This is a genomic window from Peteryoungia wuzhouensis (assembly GCF_003205195.1).
In the GTDB taxonomy this organism is placed as follows: domain Bacteria; phylum Pseudomonadota; class Alphaproteobacteria; order Rhizobiales; family Rhizobiaceae; genus Allorhizobium; species Allorhizobium wuzhouense.
Map to the genome: position 1 here is coordinate 25,008 of NZ_QJRY01000008.1, position 19,131 is coordinate 44,138.

General features: G+C 62.4%; 26 protein-coding genes and 1 pseudogene. 11 read left to right on the forward strand and 16 right to left on the reverse strand.

Going from position 1 to position 19,131, the window contains the following annotated elements:
• Positions 1-58: 58 nt before the first annotated feature.
• The 6 genes and pseudogenes from DMY87_RS19495 to DMY87_RS19520 all read right to left on the reverse strand — a co-directional run bounded on the left by DMY87_RS19495 (position 59) and on the right by DMY87_RS19520 (position 4,116).
• The gene (locus tag DMY87_RS19495; RefSeq protein ID WP_110793570.1) at positions 59-532 is read right to left on the reverse strand and encodes a VOC family protein; all 474 of its coding nucleotides are present in this window, start codon (positions 530-532) and stop codon (positions 59-61) included.
• Between the two features lie 197 nt (positions 533-729).
• Positions 730-1,791, reverse strand: coding sequence for a sensor histidine kinase (locus tag DMY87_RS19500; protein ID WP_110793314.1), 1,062 nt, complete (start codon positions 1,789-1,791; stop codon positions 730-732).
• Positions 1,792-1,901: 110 nt separating this feature from the next.
• Positions 1,902-2,141: a hypothetical protein gene (locus DMY87_RS19505; protein WP_110793315.1), complete on the reverse strand. Its 240-nt coding sequence runs from the start codon at positions 2,139-2,141 to the stop codon at positions 1,902-1,904.
• 459 nt (positions 2,142-2,600) lie between these two features.
• A pseudogene (locus DMY87_RS24440) lies at positions 2,601-3,035 on the reverse strand (DUF2155 domain-containing protein); the annotation flags it as partial.
• A 107-nt stretch (positions 3,036-3,142) separates the two neighbouring features.
• The gene (locus DMY87_RS19515) at positions 3,143-3,541 is read right to left on the reverse strand and encodes an NADH:ubiquinone oxidoreductase subunit NDUFA12 (protein ID WP_110793571.1); all 399 of its coding nucleotides are present in this window, start codon (positions 3,539-3,541) and stop codon (positions 3,143-3,145) included.
• Between the two features lie 107 nt (positions 3,542-3,648).
• Positions 3,649-4,116, reverse strand: a complete 468-nt coding sequence (locus tag DMY87_RS19520; RefSeq protein ID WP_110793317.1) for a GNAT family N-acetyltransferase — start codon at positions 4,114-4,116, stop codon at positions 3,649-3,651.
• A 56-nt stretch (positions 4,117-4,172) separates the two neighbouring features.
• On the opposite strand from DMY87_RS19520, the gene DMY87_RS19525 reads away from it, so the two are divergent.
• The gene (locus DMY87_RS19525; RefSeq protein ID WP_110793318.1) at positions 4,173-4,607 is read left to right on the forward strand and encodes a hypothetical protein; all 435 of its coding nucleotides are present in this window, start codon (positions 4,173-4,175) and stop codon (positions 4,605-4,607) included.
• Positions 4,608-4,638: 31 nt separating this feature from the next.
• Here DMY87_RS19525 and DMY87_RS19530 read toward each other — a convergent pair whose 3' ends face one another.
• Positions 4,639-5,136 carry a GNAT family N-acetyltransferase gene (locus DMY87_RS19530; RefSeq protein WP_110793319.1) on the reverse strand — a complete coding sequence of 166 codons (498 nt, stop codon included), beginning with the start codon at positions 5,134-5,136 and terminating at the stop codon, positions 4,639-4,641.
• A gap of 4 nt (positions 5,137-5,140) precedes the next feature.
• Positions 5,141-6,646 (reverse strand): Asp-tRNA(Asn)/Glu-tRNA(Gln) amidotransferase subunit GatB, encoded by a 1,506-nt coding sequence (gene gatB, locus DMY87_RS19535; protein ID WP_110793320.1) that lies wholly within the window; start codon positions 6,644-6,646, stop codon positions 5,141-5,143.
• Between the two features lie 147 nt (positions 6,647-6,793).
• On the opposite strand from gatB, the gene DMY87_RS19540 reads away from it, so the two are divergent.
• Positions 6,794-7,090: a DUF1294 domain-containing protein gene (locus tag DMY87_RS19540; protein WP_110793321.1), complete on the forward strand. Its 297-nt coding sequence runs from the start codon at positions 6,794-6,796 to the stop codon at positions 7,088-7,090.
• Between the two features lie 40 nt (positions 7,091-7,130).
• Here DMY87_RS19540 and DMY87_RS19545 read toward each other — a convergent pair whose 3' ends face one another.
• Positions 7,131-7,640 (reverse strand): GNAT family N-acetyltransferase, encoded by a 510-nt coding sequence (locus DMY87_RS19545; RefSeq protein WP_110793322.1) that lies wholly within the window; start codon positions 7,638-7,640, stop codon positions 7,131-7,133.
• Positions 7,641-7,912: 272 nt separating this feature from the next.
• Here DMY87_RS19545 and DMY87_RS19550 point away from each other — a divergent pair, with 272 nt between their 5' ends.
• From DMY87_RS19550 to DMY87_RS19560, 3 genes are all read left to right on the forward strand, one after another.
• The gene (locus DMY87_RS19550; RefSeq protein WP_110793323.1) at positions 7,913-8,170 is read left to right on the forward strand and encodes a YjhX family toxin; all 258 of its coding nucleotides are present in this window, start codon (positions 7,913-7,915) and stop codon (positions 8,168-8,170) included.
• A 65-nt stretch (positions 8,171-8,235) separates the two neighbouring features.
• The gene (locus DMY87_RS19555) at positions 8,236-8,439 is read left to right on the forward strand and encodes a hypothetical protein (RefSeq protein WP_110793324.1); all 204 of its coding nucleotides are present in this window, start codon (positions 8,236-8,238) and stop codon (positions 8,437-8,439) included.
• Positions 8,423-8,719 carry a type II toxin-antitoxin system RelE/ParE family toxin gene (locus DMY87_RS19560; protein WP_245408985.1) on the forward strand — a complete coding sequence of 99 codons (297 nt, stop codon included), beginning with the start codon at positions 8,423-8,425 and terminating at the stop codon, positions 8,717-8,719. The genes DMY87_RS19555 and DMY87_RS19560 overlap by 17 nt, the downstream gene beginning before the upstream one ends.
• Positions 8,720-8,746: 27 nt before the next feature.
• Here the strand turns inward: DMY87_RS19560 and DMY87_RS19565 are convergent, their stop codons facing one another.
• The 4 genes from DMY87_RS19565 to DMY87_RS19580 all read right to left on the reverse strand — a co-directional run bounded on the left by DMY87_RS19565 (position 8,747) and on the right by DMY87_RS19580 (position 11,843).
• Positions 8,747-9,202 (reverse strand): GNAT family N-acetyltransferase, encoded by a 456-nt coding sequence (locus DMY87_RS19565; protein WP_110793326.1) that lies wholly within the window; start codon positions 9,200-9,202, stop codon positions 8,747-8,749.
• 20 nt (positions 9,203-9,222) lie between these two features.
• Positions 9,223-10,704, reverse strand: a complete 1,482-nt coding sequence (gene gatA, locus DMY87_RS19570; RefSeq protein ID WP_110793327.1) for an Asp-tRNA(Asn)/Glu-tRNA(Gln) amidotransferase subunit GatA — start codon at positions 10,702-10,704, stop codon at positions 9,223-9,225.
• A 78-nt stretch (positions 10,705-10,782) separates the two neighbouring features.
• The gene (gene gatC, locus DMY87_RS19575; RefSeq protein WP_062274501.1) at positions 10,783-11,070 is read right to left on the reverse strand and encodes an Asp-tRNA(Asn)/Glu-tRNA(Gln) amidotransferase subunit GatC; all 288 of its coding nucleotides are present in this window, start codon (positions 11,068-11,070) and stop codon (positions 10,783-10,785) included.
• A 68-nt stretch (positions 11,071-11,138) separates the two neighbouring features.
• On the reverse strand, positions 11,139-11,843 hold the full coding sequence (locus DMY87_RS19580; RefSeq protein ID WP_110793328.1) for a metal-dependent hydrolase: 705 nt from the start codon (positions 11,841-11,843) through the stop codon (positions 11,139-11,141).
• A 152-nt stretch (positions 11,844-11,995) separates the two neighbouring features.
• Here DMY87_RS19580 and DMY87_RS19585 point away from each other — a divergent pair, with 152 nt between their 5' ends.
• The gene (locus DMY87_RS19585) at positions 11,996-12,289 is read left to right on the forward strand and encodes an alkylphosphonate utilization protein (RefSeq protein ID WP_110793329.1); all 294 of its coding nucleotides are present in this window, start codon (positions 11,996-11,998) and stop codon (positions 12,287-12,289) included.
• 21 nt (positions 12,290-12,310) lie between these two features.
• A complete protein-coding gene (ruvX, locus tag DMY87_RS19590) occupies positions 12,311-12,805 on the forward strand; it encodes a Holliday junction resolvase RuvX (RefSeq protein WP_110793330.1) in 495 nt (164 codons plus the stop codon).
• On the opposite strand, the gene DMY87_RS19595 is transcribed toward ruvX, so the two are convergent.
• The gene (locus DMY87_RS19595; protein ID WP_110793331.1) at positions 12,742-13,074 is read right to left on the reverse strand and encodes a DUF6105 family protein; all 333 of its coding nucleotides are present in this window, start codon (positions 13,072-13,074) and stop codon (positions 12,742-12,744) included. The genes ruvX and DMY87_RS19595 overlap by 64 nt on opposite strands.
• Positions 13,071-13,217 (reverse strand): hypothetical protein, encoded by a 147-nt coding sequence (locus tag DMY87_RS24265; RefSeq protein WP_165826363.1) that lies wholly within the window; start codon positions 13,215-13,217, stop codon positions 13,071-13,073. The genes DMY87_RS19595 and DMY87_RS24265 overlap by 4 nt, the downstream gene beginning before the upstream one ends.
• Before the next feature lie 248 nt (positions 13,218-13,465).
• Between DMY87_RS24265 and DMY87_RS19600 the strand changes: the two genes are divergently transcribed.
• A complete protein-coding gene (locus tag DMY87_RS19600; RefSeq protein ID WP_110793332.1) occupies positions 13,466-14,401 on the forward strand; it encodes an AEC family transporter in 936 nt (311 codons plus the stop codon).
• Here the strand turns inward: DMY87_RS19600 and DMY87_RS19605 are convergent.
• Positions 14,383-16,026, reverse strand: a complete 1,644-nt coding sequence (locus DMY87_RS19605) for an acyl-CoA dehydrogenase family protein (RefSeq protein WP_110793333.1) — start codon at positions 16,024-16,026, stop codon at positions 14,383-14,385. The two genes, DMY87_RS19600 and DMY87_RS19605, sit on opposite strands and share 19 nt — an antisense overlap.
• Positions 16,027-16,250: 224 nt before the next feature.
• Between DMY87_RS19605 and DMY87_RS19610 the strand changes: the two genes are divergently transcribed.
• The 3 genes from DMY87_RS19610 to plsY are packed head-to-tail and all read left to right on the forward strand — an operon-like array spanning position 16,251 to position 19,130.
• Complete coding sequence (locus DMY87_RS19610) at positions 16,251-17,207, forward strand: aspartate carbamoyltransferase catalytic subunit (RefSeq protein WP_110793334.1); 957 nt, start codon at positions 16,251-16,253, stop codon at positions 17,205-17,207.
• Entirely contained in the window at positions 17,204-18,496 is a 1,293-nt protein-coding gene (locus DMY87_RS19615; RefSeq protein ID WP_110793335.1) for a dihydroorotase, read from the forward strand. The genes DMY87_RS19610 and DMY87_RS19615 overlap by 4 nt, the downstream gene beginning before the upstream one ends.
• A gap of 22 nt (positions 18,497-18,518) precedes the next feature.
• The gene (gene plsY / locus DMY87_RS19620) at positions 18,519-19,130 is read left to right on the forward strand and encodes a glycerol-3-phosphate 1-O-acyltransferase PlsY (RefSeq protein ID WP_110793336.1); all 612 of its coding nucleotides are present in this window, start codon (positions 18,519-18,521) and stop codon (positions 19,128-19,130) included.
• Position 19,131 lies beyond the last annotated feature (1 nt).

The window sequence follows — 19,131 nt, forward strand, 5'->3', positions numbered from 1 at the left end:
TCGTCTTGCGATCAGGCATGCTGATTGGCCGAAGTCGCCCACCACGTGCGCGATCCCCTCAGCCCCACCGCGCCGCCTCAATCGCTGCCACATCAATCTTCCGCATCGTCATCATCGCTTCAAACGCGCGCTTTGCCTCCTCTCCCCCGGCCGCCATCGCCTCGGTCAGCGTGCGCGGCGTGATTTGCCAGTTGATACCCCATCTGTCCTTGCACCAGCCGCAGGCACTTTCCTGCCCGCCGTTGGCGACGATGGCGTTCCAATAGCGGTCGGTCTCCTCCTGGTCGTCAGTTGCGATCTGGAAGGAAAAGGCCTCCGAATGCTTGAAGGCGGGGCCACCGTTGAGGCCCATGCAGGGAATGCCGGCAACGGTGAAATCGACGGTCAGGACATCGCCCGCCTTGCCGGAGGGATAATCCGAGGGTGCACGGTGGACGGCTTTGACCTCGCTATCGGGGAAGGTTTGCGCGTAAAAGCGCGCGGCGTTCTCGGCGTCGCGGTCGTACCAGAGGCAAATGGTGTTTTTCGGCATTTCCATGGTTTCTCCTCCCAGAGTTCAAAACTGGGAGGCATTGCACGCCTGTGTGGGTCAGGCGTCAAGGGGAATGGCGTGAGGCATGCGACCGGCGCTGATGTCTCGCCTACCGTCGTTCTCCCGCCCGATGCCTATATTGTCGCCCAGGTCCGGGGTCAGGGTCTGCGGACAGAGCGGATCCAAGGCGACCGCAATCATCCCACCTGCTGCGGCAGCGGCGCTTTCATAGTGCAGACGAGGCCGGTCGGATGAAAGTCGACGCTGACATGGCCGCCGAAATCGGCCGCGAGCACGCGCGAAATCAGCTTGGAGCCGAAGCCTTCCATCGTCGGCGCTTCGACGGGCGGACCGCCGCTTTCCTGCCAGACGAACTCAAACGCCTCTTCCGCATTCTCAGCCTCGCGATCGACGTGCCAGCGGATATCGACCCTGCCACCAGTGCTCGCGAGCGCGCCATATTTCGTCGCGTTGGTGGCAAGCTCGTGCATCGCGAGCGCCATCGACACGGCGTGTTTGGCCGGCAGATCGAGATCGTCGCCGGAAAGCGAGAAACGCTCCTCGCTCTGCAGATGCGGGCGCAGCGCGTTTTCGATCACGGCGCGGATCGGCGCATCCTGCAGGGTCTTCGACGTGATCAGGTCATTGGCATTGGCAAGCGCCTGCAAACGGCCGGTAAAGGCTTCGCGCCTGTCGGCGATGTCATCGCCTTTCAGCGTCTGGCGAGCGATGGCCGTGACCATGGCAAGCGTGTTCTTGATGCGATGCTGCAGCTCGCCATTCAGGAGCTCCAGACGCTGCCGGGCCTCGACCGTCTCCGAAATATCCTTGGAGATCGACAGGATATGGGACGGGGTGCCATCCGGCTTGATGATCGGGAAAACCTGGACGTCCCAGAACCTGTTGTTGCCCTTGACCGTGCTGGCCTCACCGAAGAAGCGCGTCGGCTTTCCGGCAACCGCGGCTTCGACCGCCTGCCGGGCGGCGACATTGCCCTGGCCTTCCCAGAAATCCGGCCAGGGGCAGCCCTTGAGCGGCGCGAAATCGTCCACTTCCATCACGCGCTTGCCGCCTTCGCTCATGAACTGCAGCCGGCCCTCGAGGTCAAGCACCTTGATGCAATCGCCGCAACCGCCCAAAACTGCGGCGAGCAAGGCGTCATTTCCCACCAGCTGCGGATCAGCCGCCGCCAGCTCGCTGTTCATGCTTTCGACAGGGGCCGATGAGGTCCCGCTGGACTGCGTGGCAGAGACAGTCATCTCAGATAAGGGTCCGTATGATAAGGGGTATTTACGCCCCGATCTTTGCTACGAAATACGAGAAGCGGCAATAAGAAACGTCATTTCAGGTCTATGAAATTTAGCTTTCATCAACTCGCCATCAGATCGGCCGTCTCGCCGAAGGCAATGATCAGCCTCGGGCTGGTCATGTCGCCGCTCTCCTCGTCGACCTGGATGGAATAGGCCGCGACGCCGAGATGGCGGGCGGACATGGCGGTGGCGATCTTTTCGGCGGCTGCAGCACTCGAGGCCTGCCGCATCTCGCCGGGCACGACATTGCCGCGGTTCTTCTTGAAGGGCAGCACGATAAATTTTTCGGCGAGCGACATGGGAGAACTCCTATTTGTTCTCTCAATGTTCCCAATTGCCGGGGATGTCAATCGATAAGCGCCCTCAGGACACAAGTTCCCCTCAGCACACCTCGGCGCATCGAAGGGAAACCATCTCTCGTCGAGCGGAGGACGGTGTCAGTAGAGGCCGACGCCACCTGGCGGGGTCGGCGGGGGCGCAACCGGCTGCGGCTGGCCCTGCAGCGCCGGGTCGCCATCGACGGGATAGTCCGTCGGCGGCGGCAGGCTGCCGCCGAATGTCTCGTTGGGCACCTGCTGCGGTGCGTCGAGCGGCGGGACGGTACCGGGTGGCGCTGTGCCGGCCTGAGGTGCCGCGTTGGGATCGGTGGCCGGTACTGTGTTGGGGTCGACGGCGGGGGCGGCGTTCGGATCAGCTGGCGGCGCTGTGGTCGTCGCGGCGGCCGGTGTCGCGTCGGGCTTCGCCGGTTCGGGGGCCAGTTTCGCGGCCGCCTCCACGCCGGGCGGAGCCGGCACATCGGACTTCACCTTGCAGCCAGTCAGCCACACGTCATAGATCGGGTGCTCGACAGCATTCAGTGCCGGGCTATCCGCGAACATCCAGCCGGAAAAGATGCGCCTGATCTTGCGGTCGAGGGTGATTTCATCAACCTCGATGAAGGCGTCGATCTTCTGGGCTTCGGTCTCGTCGCGCGAGTAGCAGACCTTCGGCGTCACCTGGAGGGCGCCGAACTGCACGGTCTCGTTGACATAGACGTCGAAAGTGGTGATGCGGCCGGTGATCTTGTCGATGCCGGCGAATTCGGCGACGGGATTTTCGAGGCGGGCGGCATCGGCCTTGCCGGCAAGTCCAAGCGAAGCCGCAGCGGCAAGCCCGACAACCGGAATGGCCCATGCCCATGCACTCAACTTCATCGTCCCGCTCGCTTTCGTGGATCAACTTGGCCCCATCGGCCGGAGGCCAGATACAAGAAGGGCCTCACGATAGAGGCCCTAATGCCGGATTATGGCCAAATCGGGTATCAGTTGCCCGGCGTCCAGGCATCGTAGTCGCCGGTGACGCGCGGACGCTCGCCGGCAGCGGCAATCGAGCCCTGCGGGCGGTAGGCGGCTGCCGTGCCCGTCGGGTTCGGGCGGTGCGCCTTTTCCCAGTCGCGCGCCTTGTAGTCTTCCTTCGACGGCGGCGTGTCGGTGCGGTAATGCATCCAGCCGTGCCAGCCTGCGGAAATCTTCGAGGCTTCGGCATAACCGTTGTAGATCACCCAGCGCTTCGGTTGACCCCAGCTCGTCATCGGGCCTTCGTAATAGACATTGCCGAATTCGTCTTCGCCGACACGCTTGCCGTGACGCCAGGTGAAGAATCGGGTGCCCATGGTCTGACCGTTCCACCAGGTGAAGATCTGCAACAGAAACTGCTTCATGTCGTATCCTTGGGCTTTGCCGCAGGCCATGCGAAAGGCCTTGTCCATTCCGTTCGCTTATGCCGCCTCACCTTCGGCTTGTCCAGTGATTCCCCGTCGCACCCCTCTCATTTCAGCTTCAACTTGAAGCCGATATGGGACGGCGCGAAGCCGAGGCGCTCGTAGAAGCGGTGGGCATCGCGGCGGACAGCATTCGACGTCAGCTGGACAAGGCGCATGTCGCCCTTGCGGGCCTTGTCGATCGCATGTGCGATCATGGCCGCACCGACACCCCTGCCCCTGACGTCGGCGCGGGTCTGGACGGCCTCGACGATCATGTTCGAGGCGCCGCGACCGGTCAGTGTCGTGGTGATCAAGGTCTGAAACGTGCCGACGACCTCGCCGTCCAGCTCCGCCACATAGAGGGTTTCATTGGCCGAGGCCGCTATACGGGCAAAGGCCGCGCGGTAATCAGGCAGCGCTTCCGGATCGGTCGTGTCGCCGTGGCCGCCAAGTGGATCATCGGCAAACAGGGAAACGATCGCTTCCAGATCATTTTCGGTTGCAGCGCGTATCTGAAGGGATTGGACTTGCATGCCTTACCTGCCTCTGAGTTAGTCTGCGTCCGATACACATTCCGGGAGACTTCTTCATGACAGCCAGATTCAGGCTTCTCACACTTCTGTTCATAACCTGCTCGACAATGGCAGCTCACGCCCAGGAAGACGGCCGCAAGGCAATCGCCTATGTGCAGGCACCGGAGATGAGTTCGGGGCAATGCGCCGCCAAGGACACGGCGAGCGCCATCGACTGTGCCATGAAGCAGTGCATCGATGGCGGCGGCACCGAGGAGGATTGCCTGGTCAACGCCACCTGCTATCCCGGCAACTGGAGCGTCGACATCTTCATGATGGCCGATGGCGGACCGCACTGGCACCAGTTCTCCTGCGGCTGGCAGACGAAAGAACTCGCCATCAAGGCCGCCGATCTCGCCTGCAGCACGGCGGCCGAGAACGGCCTTGTCGAATGCTCAGCGGTGCAGCTGATCGACGAGGACGGCAAGGTGACCGAACCGCCATTCAACTGAGCCGACTGCAGCGTATCAGAAAAAAAGCCGCTCAGCGGAGCGGCTTTTCCATGACGAGGGCTTCGATGCCGCTGTCGGGACCGCCGCAGTTCTTGGTGCGGTCGACCTCGACGAAATCATGGGCTTCGTAAAAGGCGATGGCACCGGCATTCTGTGGCTCGACTTCAAGGCGCAGGATCTCGGCATCGGGAAAGCAGGTCTCGATCTCGGCGAAGAGATCGCGGCCGATGCCTTGGCGCTGGTGGTCGGGGTGGACATAGAGCTGGTGCAGGACAGCGGTCTTGGTCAGCTTTTCCGACATGGCGGCAAAGGCCATGCCGCCGATCCTCTTGCCGTCGTCGGCGACGAGATATTCGCCGCCCTTAACATGGATGCGCCGCTTGATCTCGGCTGCGCTGTGCCAGGCGGCGATGAGTTCGCCGACCTTGGCCGATCCGTAGAACCGGTCATAGGTCGCGTGAAAACTCTGCGTCAGCAGGGTGCGGAGCGGTTCGACATCCCGATCGGTGGCCGTGCGGACGAAGAACAAGCCCTTACTCCTCGACGATGCCGAGCTTGGCCTTGACCAGCGCCTGGACGGCCTGCGGGTTGGCCTTGCCGCCCGTCGACTTCATGACCTGGCCGACGAACCAGCCGGCCAGCGTGGGCTTGGCCAGCACCTTGGCGACCTGGTCGGGGTTGGCGGCGATGATCTCGTCGACGGCACGCTCGATGGCGCCGGTGTCGGTCACCTGTTTCATGCCGCGGCTTTCGACAATTTCAGCCGGATCGCCACCCTCGTTCCAGATGATCTCGAAGAGGTCCTTGGCGATCTTGCCGGAGATGGTTTCGGCCTTGATCAGATCGATGATGCCGCCGAGCTGGGCGGGCGAAACCGGAGTCTCTTCAATGCCTTTGCCGGCTTTGTTCAAGGCACCCAGGAGGTCGTTGATGACCCAGTTGGCAGCCGTCTTGCCGTCGCGGCCTTCGGCCACGGCCTCGAAATAATCGGCGATTGCCTTTTCAGAGACGAGCACGGAGGCGTCGTAGACGGAGAGGCCGAGTTCGGCGACGAAGCGGGCCTTCTTGTCGTCGGGCAGTTCCGGCAGGTCCTTCTTCATCTGCTCGATAAAAGCATCATCGAACTCAAGCGGCAGCAGGTCCGGATCGGGGAAGTAGCGATAGTCATGCGCATCTTCCTTCGAGCGCATGGAGCGTGTCTCGCCCTTGCCCGGATCGAAAAGGCGCGTTTCCTGGTCGATGACGCCACCATCCTCGATGATCGCGATCTGGCGACGGGCTTCGTATTCGATGGCCTGGCCGATGAAGCGGATCGAGTTGACGTTCTTGATTTCGCAGCGCGTGCCGAATTCGCCGCCGGGCTTGCGCACGGAGACGTTGACGTCGGCGCGCATCGAGCCCTCGTCCATGTTGCCATCGCAGGTGCCGAGGTAACGCACGATCGAGCGCAGCTTGGTCATGTAGGCCTTGGCTTCGTCAGACGAGCGCATGTCAGGCTTCGACACGATTTCCATCAAGGCGACGCCCGAACGGTTGAGATCCACATAGGACATGGTCGGATGCTGGTCGTGCATCGACTTGCCGGCATCCTGTTCCAGATGCAGGCGCTCGATGCCGATCTCGATGTCCTCGAAATTGCCCTGACGATCCGGCCCGAGCGAGATGACGATCTTGCCTTCGCCGACGATCGGGTCCTTGAACTGCGAGATCTGATAGCCCTGCGGCAGGTCGGGATAGAAGTAGTTCTTGCGGTCGAAGATCGAGCGCTTGTTGATCTGGGCTTTCAGGCCAAGACCGGTGCGCACGGCCTGGGCCACGCATTCCTCGTTGATGACCGGCAGCATGCCGGGCATGGCGGCATCAACGAGCGAGACGTTGGAATTGGGCGCATTGCCGAAGACGGTCGAGGCGCCGGAAAACAGCTTGGACTTCGACAGCACCTGGGCATGGACTTCCATGCCGATGATGACTTCCCAATCGCCGGTGGCGCCGGGAATGAAGCGTTTCGGATCGGGCGTGCGCGTGTCTACCAGGGTCATCGGATGCTCGTGTCATGCGTGGACGTTTCGTGTCGTGAGGTAGAGCAATTGCGCCCTTGGTGCAAGGCTTGAGGGCGGCCCGAGGGGGTAACAGCCGGCAAGAAGGGCAGTGTGAAGGCTTAAGCAAAGCGGGCTATTCTGCCGGGCATGCCATTTGGAACCCTTCTCACCCTGTTTGCGATCTTTACGCTCTGGAATGTCGTCGTGTTCTGCGTCTACGCCTATGACAAACTGGCGGCGCGCGAAGGCGCCTGGCGCGTGCGCGAGGACACGCTGATATTGCTGGCTGTCGCCGGCGGCGGCATGGGTGCGTTCGCCTGCCAGCGCTGGATGCGGCACAAGACCCGGAAGGCGCCATTCCCGTTTCTGCTGCCGGCCATGGCGGCGCTGCAGCTTGTCATCGCTGGCGCCTTCTGCGCTTTCCAGATTCTGCGGATGCTGTGAGACTGACGCAAAGCGGTGATGCTGGCGTGGACAAACGCCGTCAGAACTCCTGACCGTAGCCAGGGGTTTCCTGCTGGGCGAGCTGCTTCGACAGTCCGACGGACTGAACGTCCCGGTCGAGCTTGGGATTATAGGTCACCGTCAGCCAGTTCACCGAATAGCCGTGCTTTTCGAAGAAGCGCAGGGCCTGGCTGTTCATGGCGTGCGTCTGAAGACTCGCCTTGGAAAACCCCTTGTCGACGATTTCGCTTTCGACGGCGGCGAGCAATTCGGCGCCGAACCCATGCCCTTCACGTTCAGGGTCGATCCAGAAGTCGGTGATGGCCTCATCCAGATCTTCGCGGGCCGCCCAGCCAACAGGCTGTCCGGACTTCTCGATCACGGTGATGGTGATCCAGCCTTCGCGGGTAAACCGCAGGAAGGCATTGCGGGCATTGCCGACCATGTCCAGCGTCTCGCCGACCGGGATCATCGCCTTTTGCCAGGCACGCACCCCGATCTCGGCCAGGATTTCGGCTTCCTCCTGTCGCGCCTTGCGGATTGTGATCATTCACACCTCGTCGTTGCCGGCAGTAAAACACCTGCAGCGATTCGTGGCCAGAGGAGCTCGCCCCGCGATATGGACGGTTCTGCCGCGATCTGATAGGTGAGAAAGGTCCATAGGAGTTTTGATGTTCGGTTCGTCCGAGACCCGGTAAAGGCCCTGCCCCGCGATCCCTCACGGATCATGCGGCCAGGGCCAGAAAACGAAGCCCCGACGCCCAGCGGCGCCGGATCCGCTTTCATGCGCGCCTCCAGGCGCGTTTCTCCGGACATCATCTCATGGACATTTCACGCAACGATCAGCGTATTCTTCACCTCATGGCCCAGGGTGGTTGGATCGAAATCCACCGCGACGATCGCCGCAAGATCGAGAAAGCCCTGTGCTTTTCCCGCGACGGCTGGCTCTATCCCGGCTTCGACATCGAGCTTTTCCGCAGGCTGAAACGTCTGAGGGCGATCAGCTCGAGGGAGGGCAAGCCCTACCGGATCACCGAACGGGGCTTGCGGCTCGTCAGGGCGGAGCTGGATAACCGGTAGGCTGAAGCCAGTACCGCCCACGGCGGTGCTGGCTACCCAATCACGCTGTTGGCGTCGACGCGACTATGGGTTATTCTATCGTCATGGTTGGACCGAGATCAAAACCTTCCGACGAGATCGACTTTGCGCCGCCGTCTGCGGATTCGTCGCCGGCAGAGTATGAAGCCTGGAAGATCGAGAAAGTCACCAAGGCGCTCAAGCAGTGCGAGGATCGTGATGCGATGATCCCGGCTGCTGATGTCTGGGAGCGCTTTGGCTTTGAACGTTAAGTTCTCCCCCCAAGCGACCGCCGACCTCACTGCCATTCACACCTATATCGCCGACCAGGATCCATCCGCCGCCGGGCGGATCCTGTCACGGTTGCGGCAGGTCACTGAAACGCTGGGCCAGTTTCCGCTTCTGGGGCGGCCCGGAGCTGTTAATGGCACCCGCGAGTTTGCGGTCCATGGTCTCCCATATACTGTGATCTATCGGGTGGTCTCGACCGCAGAACTCGACATCGTGACCATCCTTCACCAGCGCAAACTGTATCCGCCATCCGGGGATTGAACTCTTGGCAAGGACGCACTGCGCGCCTCACAGCTCCTGCTGCATTTTCACCTTCTCAACCATCATGCCCATGGCCGGAGAATGCTGCATGCCGTGCCAGACCACGGCAAAGCCGAGCTCCTGATAGAGCCGGATGGCACCTTCGTTGGCGGCGTGTGTATCGATCCGCGCCCGTTTCAGGCCTTCCGCGCGCATGGTCCTCAGCGTCGCCGACAGAAGCGCCGAGCCGATGCCGAGCCCCTGATGGGCTGGGCTTACCCAGAGATCCGAGATATAGTCGCGCTCCCCCTCCCGAGCCGTCCAGCCGGCGATCTCGCCGCCCAGTTCGCCAACCGTGATCAGATTGAAGTGGTCCCTGGCGAAGCCGTGGAAGCTCGAGCGGATGCGGACCACCATGTCCGCGCCGTAGGCATTCAGCACTGGATTGGACGCCCAGGCCTCAAAACCGACACGGCCGACGCTGTCAGCATCGGCCGCGCTCATGTCACGAATGATAAAGTCGCTTACCACCACTTGGCCGGCGTGAACGTGCCGGCGGCCTGCTCGATGACATGGGCCGTCTTGAAGAGGGTTTCCTCCTCGAAGGGCTTGCCGATGATCTGCAGGCCGAGCGGCAGGCCCTTGCTGTCGATGCCGGCAGGCACCGAGATGCCGGGAAGCCCCGCCATGTTCAGCGTGATCGTAAAGACGTCCTGCAGGTACATCTTGACCGGATCGGCGGCCAGTTCCTTGTCGCCGATCGCGAAAGCAGACGTCGGGGTGATCGGGGCAAGGATCGCATCGACGCCGGCCTCAAACGCGAGTTCGAAGTCGCGCTTGATCAGGGTGCGGACCTTCTGGGCCTTCAGGTAGTAGGCGTCGTAGTAACCGGCCGAGAGCACATAGGTGCCGATCATGATGCGGCGCTGGACTTCCTTGCCGAAACCTTCGGCACGGGTCTTTTCATACATGTCGGCAATGTCCTTGCCGTCGACCCGTAGGCCGTAGCGGACGCCGTCATAGCGGGCGAGGTTCGACGAGGCTTCGGCGGGCGCGACGATGTAATAAGCCGGAAGCGCGTATTTGGTGTGCGGCAGGGAAATGTCGACGATCTCGGCACCGGCCTCCTTCAGCCATGCGATGCCCTGTTGCCAGAGCGCCAGGATTTCCTCCGACATGCCGTCGACGCGGTATTCCCGGGGGATACCGATCTTCATGCCCTTCACGGAGCCGCCGATGGCCTTTTCGTAATCCGGCACCGGCAGATCGACGGAGGTCGTGTCCTTCGCGTCGGTGCTGGCCATGGATTTCAGAAGAATCGCCGCATCACGCACGTCGCGAGCGATCGGGCCGGCCTGATCAAGCGACGAGGCAAACGCCACGATGCCCCAGCGCGAGCAGCGGCCATAGGTGGGCTTGATGCCGACGGTGCCGGTGAAGGCGGCCGGCTGGCGGATCGAGCCGCCAGTGTCGGTGGCGGTGGCGCCTGCGCAGAGATGGGCGGCAACGGCTGCGGCCGAACCGCCGGAGGAGCCGCCGGGAACCAGCTTCTCGTCAGAGCCCGTGGCCTTCCACGGGTTGACGGCCGGGCCATAGTACGAGCTCTCGTTCGACGAGCCCATGGCGAATTCGTCCATGTTGAGCTTGCCGAGCATGACGGCACCGGCATTCCACAGATTCGTGGTGACGGTCGATTCATATTCCGGCTTGAAGCCATCGAGGATGTGGCTACAGGCCTGGGTGTGCACGCCCTTTGTGGCGAAGAGGTCCTTGACGCCGAGCGGGATGCCTTCGAGCACGCCGGCCTTGCCTTCCGCGATGCGGGAATCCGAAGCCTTGGCCATGTCGCGGGCAATGTCAGGGGTGACGGCAACATAGGCGTTCAGCGCACCATTGGTGGCCTCGATCGCGGAGAGATAGGCATCCGTCAGTTCGACGGCCTTGATCTCCTTGGCGGCGAGTTTCGCGCGGGCTTCGGCGATGGTGAGGCTGGTCAGTTCGCTCATGGCAGGTTCACTTTAGACTGTCTGCGCCCCTAGGGGCGGGAAATTCGGGAGGCTCGGCAGGAGATCGGCGGCCGGATCTTACTCGACGACCTTCGGCACCTGGAAGAAATTGCGGTCGGTCGCCGGTGCATTGGCGACGATGGCATCAGCCTTGTTGCCATCGGTCACGACGTCGGCGCGCTTCTTCATCGCCATGGGCGTCACCGAGGTCATCGGCTCGACGCCAGTGACGTCGACCTCGTCGAGCTGCTCGACGAAGCCGAGGATGCCGTTCAGTTCACCGGTCATGCGCTCGGCCTGTTCCTCGCTGACGGCGAGACGGGCAAGACGGGCAACGCGCTTGACGGTGGCGAGATCGACAGACATGGGCATTCTCCGGATGGACTGTTTTCTTCGCTATAATGGCCGTCAAGCGCTGAAGCAACGGGGTTTCGTCAGACCTCGACCGCAGACCCCGGTCGCGGGGTGAGTACGCGGGTGCGTGTGCCGTCGAGACCGGCGACGAATTTCTCCGGCGTCTGGTCGATGATCGGGAAGGTGCCGTAGTGGCACGGGATCGCCGTCTTGAAGTCGAAATAGCGCTGGCAGGCGAGCGCGGCCACGGCTCCCCCCATCGTGAACCGGTCGCCGATCGGCACCAGGCCAATATCCGGCTGGTGCAGTTCCTTGATCAGCTGCATGTCGGAAAAGATGTCGGTGTCGCCCATGTGCAGGAGCGAGGCTTCATCGTCGAAATGCAGCATCAGGCCATTGGCATTGCCGAGCGCGTGGGAGACGCCGTCTTCGGTGATCTGGGCCGAGGAATGCAGCGCGTTGGTGAAGGTGACGGAGAAGCCTTCGAAACCGATGGTGCCACCGGTATTGCCCATTTCGATCTTGTCGACGCCCTTGGAGCCCAGCCAGGCAGCGAGATCGGCATTGGCAAGAACGGTCGCGCCGGTCTCCTTGGCAAGCTGAACCGTATCGCCGACATGGTCGCCATGGCCATGGGTGAGCAGAATATGGGTCACACCCTTGGTCTGGTCCTTCAGGTCGAGACCGGCAAAGCTCGGGTTATACGAGAGGAAAGGATCGATCAGGATCGAAGCGGTGGCGCTGTCGAGGCGGAAGGCGGAATGGCCGAGCCAGGTGATCTTCATGGTATCTCTCCGGTTTGCTGTGTTGCGGGGCAATATATGGCAAATGCCAAGCCCGGCAACTGCTGGAAAACTGCGTCAGTTGCACACAGGACACCTGTGGTCTATGCGACCATGATGGCAGCCGTATTGCTGCAGTTCAGGAAGGACCGACCATGGCCGACGATGATTATGTATATGATGAGGCCACTGGCGAGTGGCTGTCTGCAGCCGAGGCTGCAGCAAAGAGCGCAAAGCCCGAAGCCCGCGACGCGTCCGGCAACGTTCTGGCAGACGGTGATTCCGTCGTGCTGGTGAAGGACCTGAAGGTCAAGGGCGCAGGGCAAACCCTGAAACAGGGCACCGTGATCCGTTCGATCCGCCTCACCGACAATCCGGAAGAAATCGACTGCCGGCACGACGCGATCAAGGGACTGGTGCTGCGCACCGAGTTCGTTCGCAAGCGCTGAGGCATTGGAGGGGTAAGAGACGTGGCGACACTGACCGTCGAGGAACTGGCCGAACGGCTTCAGCCGAACCAGGCGATTGCCGGCCTCGATTTGGGCACGAAGACGATCGGGCTTTCCGTATCGGATCTCGGGCGCCGCTTCTCGACCCCTCGCCCGGTGCTGAAACGGATCAAGTTCACGCAGGATGCCGAGCTGCTTCTGGCCTTTGCCACCAAGGAGCGGATCGTTGCCTTCGTGATCGGGCTTCCGGTCAACATGGATGGCTCGTCCGGGCCGCGCGTCCAGGCGACGCGGGCTTTCGTCCGGGCCATGGCCGACAAGACCGATATTCCCTTCGTCTTCTGGGACGAGAGGCTGTCGACCGTTGCCGCCGAACGGGCACTTCTGGAAATGGATGTGTCGCGGGCAAAACGCAGCGAGCGCATCGATTCGGCTGCGGCCAGCTTCATCCTTCAGGGCGCGCTGGACAGGCTTTCCGGGCTGGCGCGGGTTTCCGCCACGTCCGATGACGCCTGACGCGCGCGCCACCAGGCCTTGATCGCCTTGCGGCGGCGGAAGGCCATGAAAGCGAAAAGAACCAGGCTATCGACGACCACCGCGCGCATGACGAGCGGCGGAATGGTTTCGGGCGGAAGGCCGAGCACATTGCCATAGATCTGGAACACCAGATCATGGGCCTGGCGGGTGAGCATGAAGATGCCGAAGCTCATGTCGTAATAGGACAGGCTGTACCAGGCGCCGAGAAGCGCAATGGGCGTGGCCCACAAGAGCAGAAATGTCTTCATGCCGTCTCTGCCTTTCGCATCAGCAGCGAATCATTCGCTACCGGCCAGTGGTCCACCAGCCATCTCAGTCCAGCCATCGTGGTCAACACGAGGGCCGGCACGGCGATATCGAGCGCCAGCCCCGCAAAGAAGACCATCATCATGATGGTTATCACCGGCCTTGCCGGAGCCACGACTCGCACTGCTTACGCCTTTCAACACCTGTCCCAGGGAAAAGTTGTCCTGTTCGCGCGCCGGGCGCAACGTAAACCCTTTGTTAAGGTTAACGACGGCTGGGGATAAGCCAGATCAAGCATTTACGGCGACAGCACGGTGAAGGCCGGTTTCTCGTTGCCTGACCGAGGCTTGGCCGTTAACGATCGATCCCTCGCCTCCTCCCGCCGGACCTCCCATGCTGATCATCTTCGAAAGCATCCTGCCGATCTTCCTGCTCGTCGTGATCGGGGTTGGCTTGCGCCGTGCGCCTGTCATCCAGGAAAGTTTCTGGAGCGGGCTCGAGCAATTCGGCTACTACGTGCTGTTTCCTGCACTTCTCTTTCACACCATGGTGAAGATCGATTTCGCCGCCCTCGACGGTGGGCGTGTCAGCCTTGTTTCGCTGATTGCCGTCGGGATCATGACCGGCGTTTCCTTGGCGCTCTGGCCGGTGCTGCGCAAAGCCGGCATGCCGGCTGCGTCCTACACGTCGGTCTTCCAGACGGCGACGCGGTGGAACGGCTTCATGGCGCTTGCGATCGGCGAGAAGCTCGCCGGCCATGAGGGGCTCGCCGTCATTGCGGTCATCATGGCGGCGATCATCATTCCGCTGAACCTGATCAATGTCGGCGTCATGGTCTGGTTCTCCGGCCAGAGCCGCAGCTTCAAGGTGTTTGCATGGAGAATCCTGACCAACCCGATCATCCTCGGTTCGGGGTTGGGCGTTGTCCTGAACCTCGCAGGCATTCCCGTTTACGACCCGGTTCTGACGACGATCGGATTGCTCGCCGCCGCGTCCCTGCCGCTCGGATTGGTCAATGTCGGCGCCGGCCTCAGGATCGCAGATGCGCTGAGGCCGAGCGGCGCGGTGCTGTTGTCGGTTGCGCTGAAGCTGCTGCTCTTTCCGGTGGTGTCTGTGTCCATAGCGCTTGCCGCCGGTTTGACCGGCCAGACGGTGGTGATGATCGCGCTTGGAGCCGCCGTACCGACAGCGATGAACGGTTATGTGCTGGCCCGGCAGATGGGTGGCGATGCCGAGCTCTATGCGGCAGCGGCCACCGTGCAGACGGTCGCCGCCTTCTTCACCATTCCGGTCGTGCTTTACGTCGTCGCTCAGCTCGCCGGCGGATAAAGCAGGTCGAGCACGTAACGCGAATCGAAGCGGGCATCGAGCACGCCATAGGTATGGCGCCAGCCGCCGGCGAGCCGCGATTCGAGGAAGGCATCGGCGATCTTGCCGGCGCCCAAGCGATAGAGTTCGGCGGCACCGGCGGCGAGCGCCAGTTGCTCGATCAAGAGGCGCCCTGCCCCTTCGTCGCGGTCGGCGAGAGCGGTCGCTGCGCGCAGGACTTCGACCGTCTTCTTGCCCGACGGCCCGAGATCACGCTCCAGACCGGCAAACAGGGTTTCGAACAGGTCCTTGCCACGGCTCAGCACTCTGAGCACATCGAGCGCCATGACATTGCCGGAGCCTTCCCAGATCGCATTGACCGGGGCTTCACGGTAGTGACGGGCAATCGGGCGCTCCTCGACATAGCCGCTGCCGCCGATGCATTCCATCGCCTCGTAGATCAAGCCAGGCGCGATCTTGCATATCCAGTATTTCGCAACCGGCGTCATGACGCGGGCGTAAGCGGCATCGACAGGGTTTTCGCGCGCCTTGTCGAAACTGTCGGCCAGGCGGAAGGCAAGTGCGGTCGCGGCAGCCACGTCGAGTGCCATGTCGGCCAGCACGCGGGTCATCAGCGGCTGGTCGATCAGGTTCTTGCCGAAGACGGCACGGCCACGCACGTGGTGGACGGCTTCTGCCATCGAGGCGCGCATCATGGCGGCCGAAGACAGCGCACAGTCGAGGCGCGTCAGCGTCACCATGTCGAGAATGGTGCGAACGCCATCTCCGGGCGAGCCGAGCAGGAAGCCGAAGGTCTCGGAGAATTCGACCTCGGACGAGGCATTCGAGCGGTTGCCGACCTTGTCCTTCAGACGCTGGAACTCGAGACCATTGGCGGAGCCGTCTTCCAGCAGGCGGGGCACGAGGAAACAGCCCATGCCGTCCTTGGTCTGGGCGAGCATGACGAAGGCGTCGCTCATCGGAGCGGACATGAACCACTTGTGGCCGGAGAGGCGGTAGATGCCCTCGCCCACCCGCTCGCCGGTCGTGGTGTTGGCGCGCACATCGGTGCCGCCCTGCTTTTCCGTCATGCCCATGCCGATGGTGACGGCGGTCTTCTGCATCGGAGGCTTGTTGCCGCTGTCGTATTTGCGCGACAGGATCTTTGGGGTCCATTCCTTCTGGACGGCCGGCGAGGCAACCAAAGCGGCGACCGAGGCGCTGGTCATGGTGAGCGGGCAGAGATGCCCTGATTCCAGCTGGGCTGTCAGGAAGAACCTTATAGCGCGCGCCTTGTGTTCATGGCCTCTTGCCTCGGACTGATCCTCCCAGACGGAGGAATGCAGGCCCGACGCCATGGAGCGGCGCATCAGCGCATGCCAGGCCGGATGGAACTCGACGACGTCCAACCGTTCGCCGCGCACGCCATGGGTGCGCAGTTGCGGTGGGCTGGCATTGGCCATGCGGGCCAGTTCCTGGGCTTCCGGCGAGGTCACATATTTGCCGATGACGTCGTATTCCTCGCGCAGCGGGCGCGACAGGGAGGAGGAGAGATCGACGAGAAGTGGATCGGCGCGATAGGCATTGATGCCGGACCAAGGCTTGGGCTGGTTCAGGGCGGCGAGTTTTTCTTCAGTCCGGTTCATTCAACAAAAGCCGATCTCGTAATCAGCGCCCGCTTGTCTTTGAGCGGTTCGCCTCGAATTTCCATAGAGCACGCCGGTCCAACGCATGCGGCTGCATCCGGGCCCCTGCATAGCCGCAGTCGGCTCCTATTACATGGGGACCGCGCCGCAATCCACATAGCATATGCTTGCTCCCCTGCATGGCAATCATTATAGACCGCGTGACATCTCAGGAGGACGTCTCCATGGTCTTCTTTCCCCATCGCCATCTCATCGGCATCAAGGGCCTTACCGAACAGGACATCACGTTCCTGCTCGACAAGGCGGACGAAGCCGTCAAAATCAGCCGCCAGCGGGAGAAGAAAACTTCCACGCTGCGCGGTCTCACCCAGATCAACCTGTTCTTCGAAGCCTCGACGCGGACGCAATCCTCGTTCGAGCTTGCGGGCAAACGCCTTGGCGCCGACGTGATGAACATGTCGGTCGGCAATTCGTCGGTGAAGAAGGGCGAAACGCTGATCGATACGGCGATGACGCTGAATGCCATGCGGCCGGATGTGCTGGTGGTTCGCCACTCCTCGGCGGGTGCTGCAGCTCTCCTCGCGCAAAAAGTCGCGTGCTCGGTGGTCAATGCCGGCGATGGTCAGCATGAACATCCGACCCAGGCGCTGCTCGATGCGCTGACGATCCGCCGCGCACGGGGCAAGCTGTCCCGCATCATCGTCGCCATCTGCGGCGACGTGCTGCATTCGCGTGTCGCGCGCTCCAACATCCTGCTGCTCAATGCCATGGGCGCCCGTGTGCGGGTCGTCGCCCCGGCTACCCTCCTGCCCGCCGGCATTGCCGACATGGGCTGCGAGGTCTTTCATGACATGAAGGAAGGGCTGAAGGGCGCCGACGTCGTCATGATGTTGCGCCTGCAGCGCGAGCGCATGTCCGGCTCCTTCGTGCCTTCGGTGCGTGAATACTTCCACTTCTACGGGCTCGACGCCGAAAAGCTGAAGGCTGCGAAGGAGGATGCACTCGTGATGCATCCCGGCCCGATGAACCGGGGCGTCGAGATCGCGTCTGAAGTGGCCGATGGTCCGCAGAGCGTGATCGAGAGCCAGGTTGAGATGGGCGTTGCCGTGCGCATGGCTGTGATGGAAACGCTGCTTGTCTCGCAGAACCAGGGGCCGCGTTCGGAAGGATTTGGCGCATGATGAAACCGCTTGTCCTCAAGAATGCCCGCATCGTCGACCCGTCGCGCAACCTCGACGAGGTTGGCGCCATCATCGTTGGCCGCGACGGGTTGATCCTGGCGGCCGGAGCCGATGCGCAGAATCAGGGCGCGCCCGAGGGTGCCGAGATCCGCGATGCACAAGGTCTCGTCGCCGTGCCGGGCCTCGTCGATGCCCGCGTCTTTGTCGGAGAGCCGGGGTCCGAGCATCGCGAGACGATCGCATCGGCCAGCCGTGCGGCAGCGGCCGGGGGCATCACCTCCTTCATCATGATGCCGGAAACCGATCCCGTTATCGACGACATCGCACTGGTCGAATTCGTCAAGAAGACCGCCCGCGATACGGCCAGCGTCCATGTCTATCCGGCAGCGGCGCTGACCAAGGGCATGACCAGCGGTGAAATGACCGAGATGGGGCTTTTGCAGCTTGCCGGTGCCGTTGCCTTCACCAATGGTCGGTACGGACTGAACGACACACAGGTGCTGCGGCGCGCGATGACCTATGCGCGCGAATTCGACGCCGTGATCGCGCTCGAAACCCGGGAAAAATATCTCGCGGCCAATGGCGTGATGAACGAGGGGCTGCTCGCCAGCTGGCTCGGGCTCGGCGGCATCCCGCGCGAAACCGAGATCATTCCGCTGGAGCGGGATCTGCGCATCGCCGGCCTCACCCGCGCCAAGTATCATGCATCGCAGATCTCCGTGCCGGAATCAGTCGAAGCGATCGAGGTTGCCCGCAAGCGCGGCGCCAAGGTGACCTGTGGCATCTCGATCAATCACTTAAGCCTCAACGAAAACGACATCGGCGAATACCGGACCTTCTTCAAGCTCTATCCGCCGCTGCGCTCCGAAGACGACCGGATGGCCATGGTCGAGGCTTTGGCCAAGGGGCAGATCGACATCATCGTCTCCTCGCATGATCCGCAGGATGTCGACACCAAGCGCCTGCCCTTCGGTGAGGCGGCCGATGGCGCGATCGGGCTCGAGACCATGCTGTCGGCAGCGCTTCGGCTGCATCATGCCGGCCACGTCTCCCTGATGCGGCTGATCGATGCCATGTCGACGCGGCCTGCGCACATTTTCGGCCTGCCCGGCGGTACGCTGAAGCCGGGTGCGCCGGGAGACATTGCGCTCATCGATCTGGACGAGCCGTGGCTCGTCTCGCGCGACAGCCTGCTCGCCCGCTCGAAGAACACGCCGTTCGAAGACGCGCGTTTCTCGGGCCGGGCCGTTGCGACCTATGTCGCCGGCCAGTGCGTGCATACGCTCTAGGAAACAAGGACAGGGGGATACCATGATCGACTTTTCCGCCCTCGGCTGGGGCAATCTCGCCATCGTTCTGGCCTTTGGCTACCTGCTGGGCTCCATCCCCTTCGGTCTTGTGCTGACCAAGATGGCCGGCCTTGGCGACCTGCGCTCGATCGGCTCGGGCAATATCGGTGCGACCAATGTGCTGCGCACCGGCAACAAGAAGCTGGCGGCCGCCACACTGCTTCTCGATGCTCTCAAGGCCACGGCCGCCGCGCTCATTGCGCATGCGGTCTTCGGGCACAATGCCGGGCTCTTTGCCGGTTTCGCCGCCTTCATCGGCCACCTCTTCCCCATCTGGCTCGGCTTCAAGGGCGGCAAGGGCGTTGCGACCTATATCGGTACGCTGCTCGGTGTCGCGCCGTGGATGGTGCTGGTCTTTGCGGTCGCCTGGCTCTCGGTCGCCTTCATCACACGCTACTCTTCGTTGTCGGCACTCGTCGCCACACTTGTCATTCCGGTTGTATTGTGGATACTCGGGGTTGAAGAGGCTGCCCTCGTCACCGCCATCATGACTGTCATCACGTATTGGCGCCACAAGGCGAATATCGAGCGTCTGATCGCAGGTACCGAGGGCAAGATCGGCCAGAAGGGCTAGA

Excerpts from the sequence above, each read along its gene's own strand:
- DMY87_RS19495 (WP_110793570.1), bottom strand. The coding sequence starts at position 532 with ATGCCGAAAAACACCATTTGCCTCTGGTACGACCGCGACGCCGAGAAC.
- DMY87_RS19500 (WP_110793314.1), bottom strand. The coding sequence starts at position 1,791 with ATGACTGTCTCTGCCACGCAGTCCAGCGGGACCTCATCGGCCCCTGTC.
- DMY87_RS19505 (WP_110793315.1), bottom strand. The coding sequence starts at position 2,141 with ATGTCGCTCGCCGAAAAATTTATCGTGCTGCCCTTCAAGAAGAACCGC.
- DMY87_RS19515 (WP_110793571.1), bottom strand. The coding sequence starts at position 3,541 with ATGAAGCAGTTTCTGTTGCAGATCTTCACCTGGTGGAACGGTCAGACC.
- DMY87_RS19520 (WP_110793317.1), bottom strand. The coding sequence starts at position 4,116 with ATGCAAGTCCAATCCCTTCAGATACGCGCTGCAACCGAAAATGATCTG.
- DMY87_RS19525 (WP_110793318.1), top strand. The coding sequence starts at position 4,173 with ATGACAGCCAGATTCAGGCTTCTCACACTTCTGTTCATAACCTGCTCG.
- gatB (WP_110793320.1), bottom strand. The coding sequence starts at position 6,646 with ATGACCCTGGTAGACACGCGCACGCCCGATCCGAAACGCTTCATTCCC.
- DMY87_RS19540 (WP_110793321.1), top strand. The coding sequence starts at position 6,794 with ATGCCATTTGGAACCCTTCTCACCCTGTTTGCGATCTTTACGCTCTGG.
- DMY87_RS19545 (WP_110793322.1), bottom strand. The coding sequence starts at position 7,640 with ATGATCACAATCCGCAAGGCGCGACAGGAGGAAGCCGAAATCCTGGCC.
- DMY87_RS19550 (WP_110793323.1), top strand. The coding sequence starts at position 7,913 with ATGGACATTTCACGCAACGATCAGCGTATTCTTCACCTCATGGCCCAG.
- DMY87_RS19555 (WP_110793324.1), top strand. The coding sequence starts at position 8,236 with ATGGGTTATTCTATCGTCATGGTTGGACCGAGATCAAAACCTTCCGAC.
- DMY87_RS19565 (WP_110793326.1), bottom strand. The coding sequence starts at position 9,202 with ATGAGCGCGGCCGATGCTGACAGCGTCGGCCGTGTCGGTTTTGAGGCC.
- gatA (WP_110793327.1), bottom strand. The coding sequence starts at position 10,704 with ATGAGCGAACTGACCAGCCTCACCATCGCCGAAGCCCGCGCGAAACTC.
- gatC (WP_062274501.1), bottom strand. The coding sequence starts at position 11,070 with ATGTCTGTCGATCTCGCCACCGTCAAGCGCGTTGCCCGTCTTGCCCGT.
- DMY87_RS19580 (WP_110793328.1), bottom strand. The coding sequence starts at position 11,843 with ATGAAGATCACCTGGCTCGGCCATTCCGCCTTCCGCCTCGACAGCGCC.
- DMY87_RS19585 (WP_110793329.1), top strand. The coding sequence starts at position 11,996 with ATGGCCGACGATGATTATGTATATGATGAGGCCACTGGCGAGTGGCTG.
- DMY87_RS19595 (WP_110793331.1), bottom strand. The coding sequence starts at position 13,074 with ATGAAGACATTTCTGCTCTTGTGGGCCACGCCCATTGCGCTTCTCGGC.
- DMY87_RS24265 (WP_165826363.1), bottom strand. The coding sequence starts at position 13,217 with ATGATGATGGTCTTCTTTGCGGGGCTGGCGCTCGATATCGCCGTGCCG.
- DMY87_RS19600 (WP_110793332.1), top strand. The coding sequence starts at position 13,466 with ATGCTGATCATCTTCGAAAGCATCCTGCCGATCTTCCTGCTCGTCGTG.
- DMY87_RS19605 (WP_110793333.1), bottom strand. The coding sequence starts at position 16,026 with ATGAACCGGACTGAAGAAAAACTCGCCGCCCTGAACCAGCCCAAGCCT.
- DMY87_RS19610 (WP_110793334.1), top strand. The coding sequence starts at position 16,251 with ATGGTCTTCTTTCCCCATCGCCATCTCATCGGCATCAAGGGCCTTACC.
- DMY87_RS19615 (WP_110793335.1), top strand. The coding sequence starts at position 17,204 with ATGATGAAACCGCTTGTCCTCAAGAATGCCCGCATCGTCGACCCGTCG.
- plsY (WP_110793336.1), top strand. The coding sequence starts at position 18,519 with ATGATCGACTTTTCCGCCCTCGGCTGGGGCAATCTCGCCATCGTTCTG.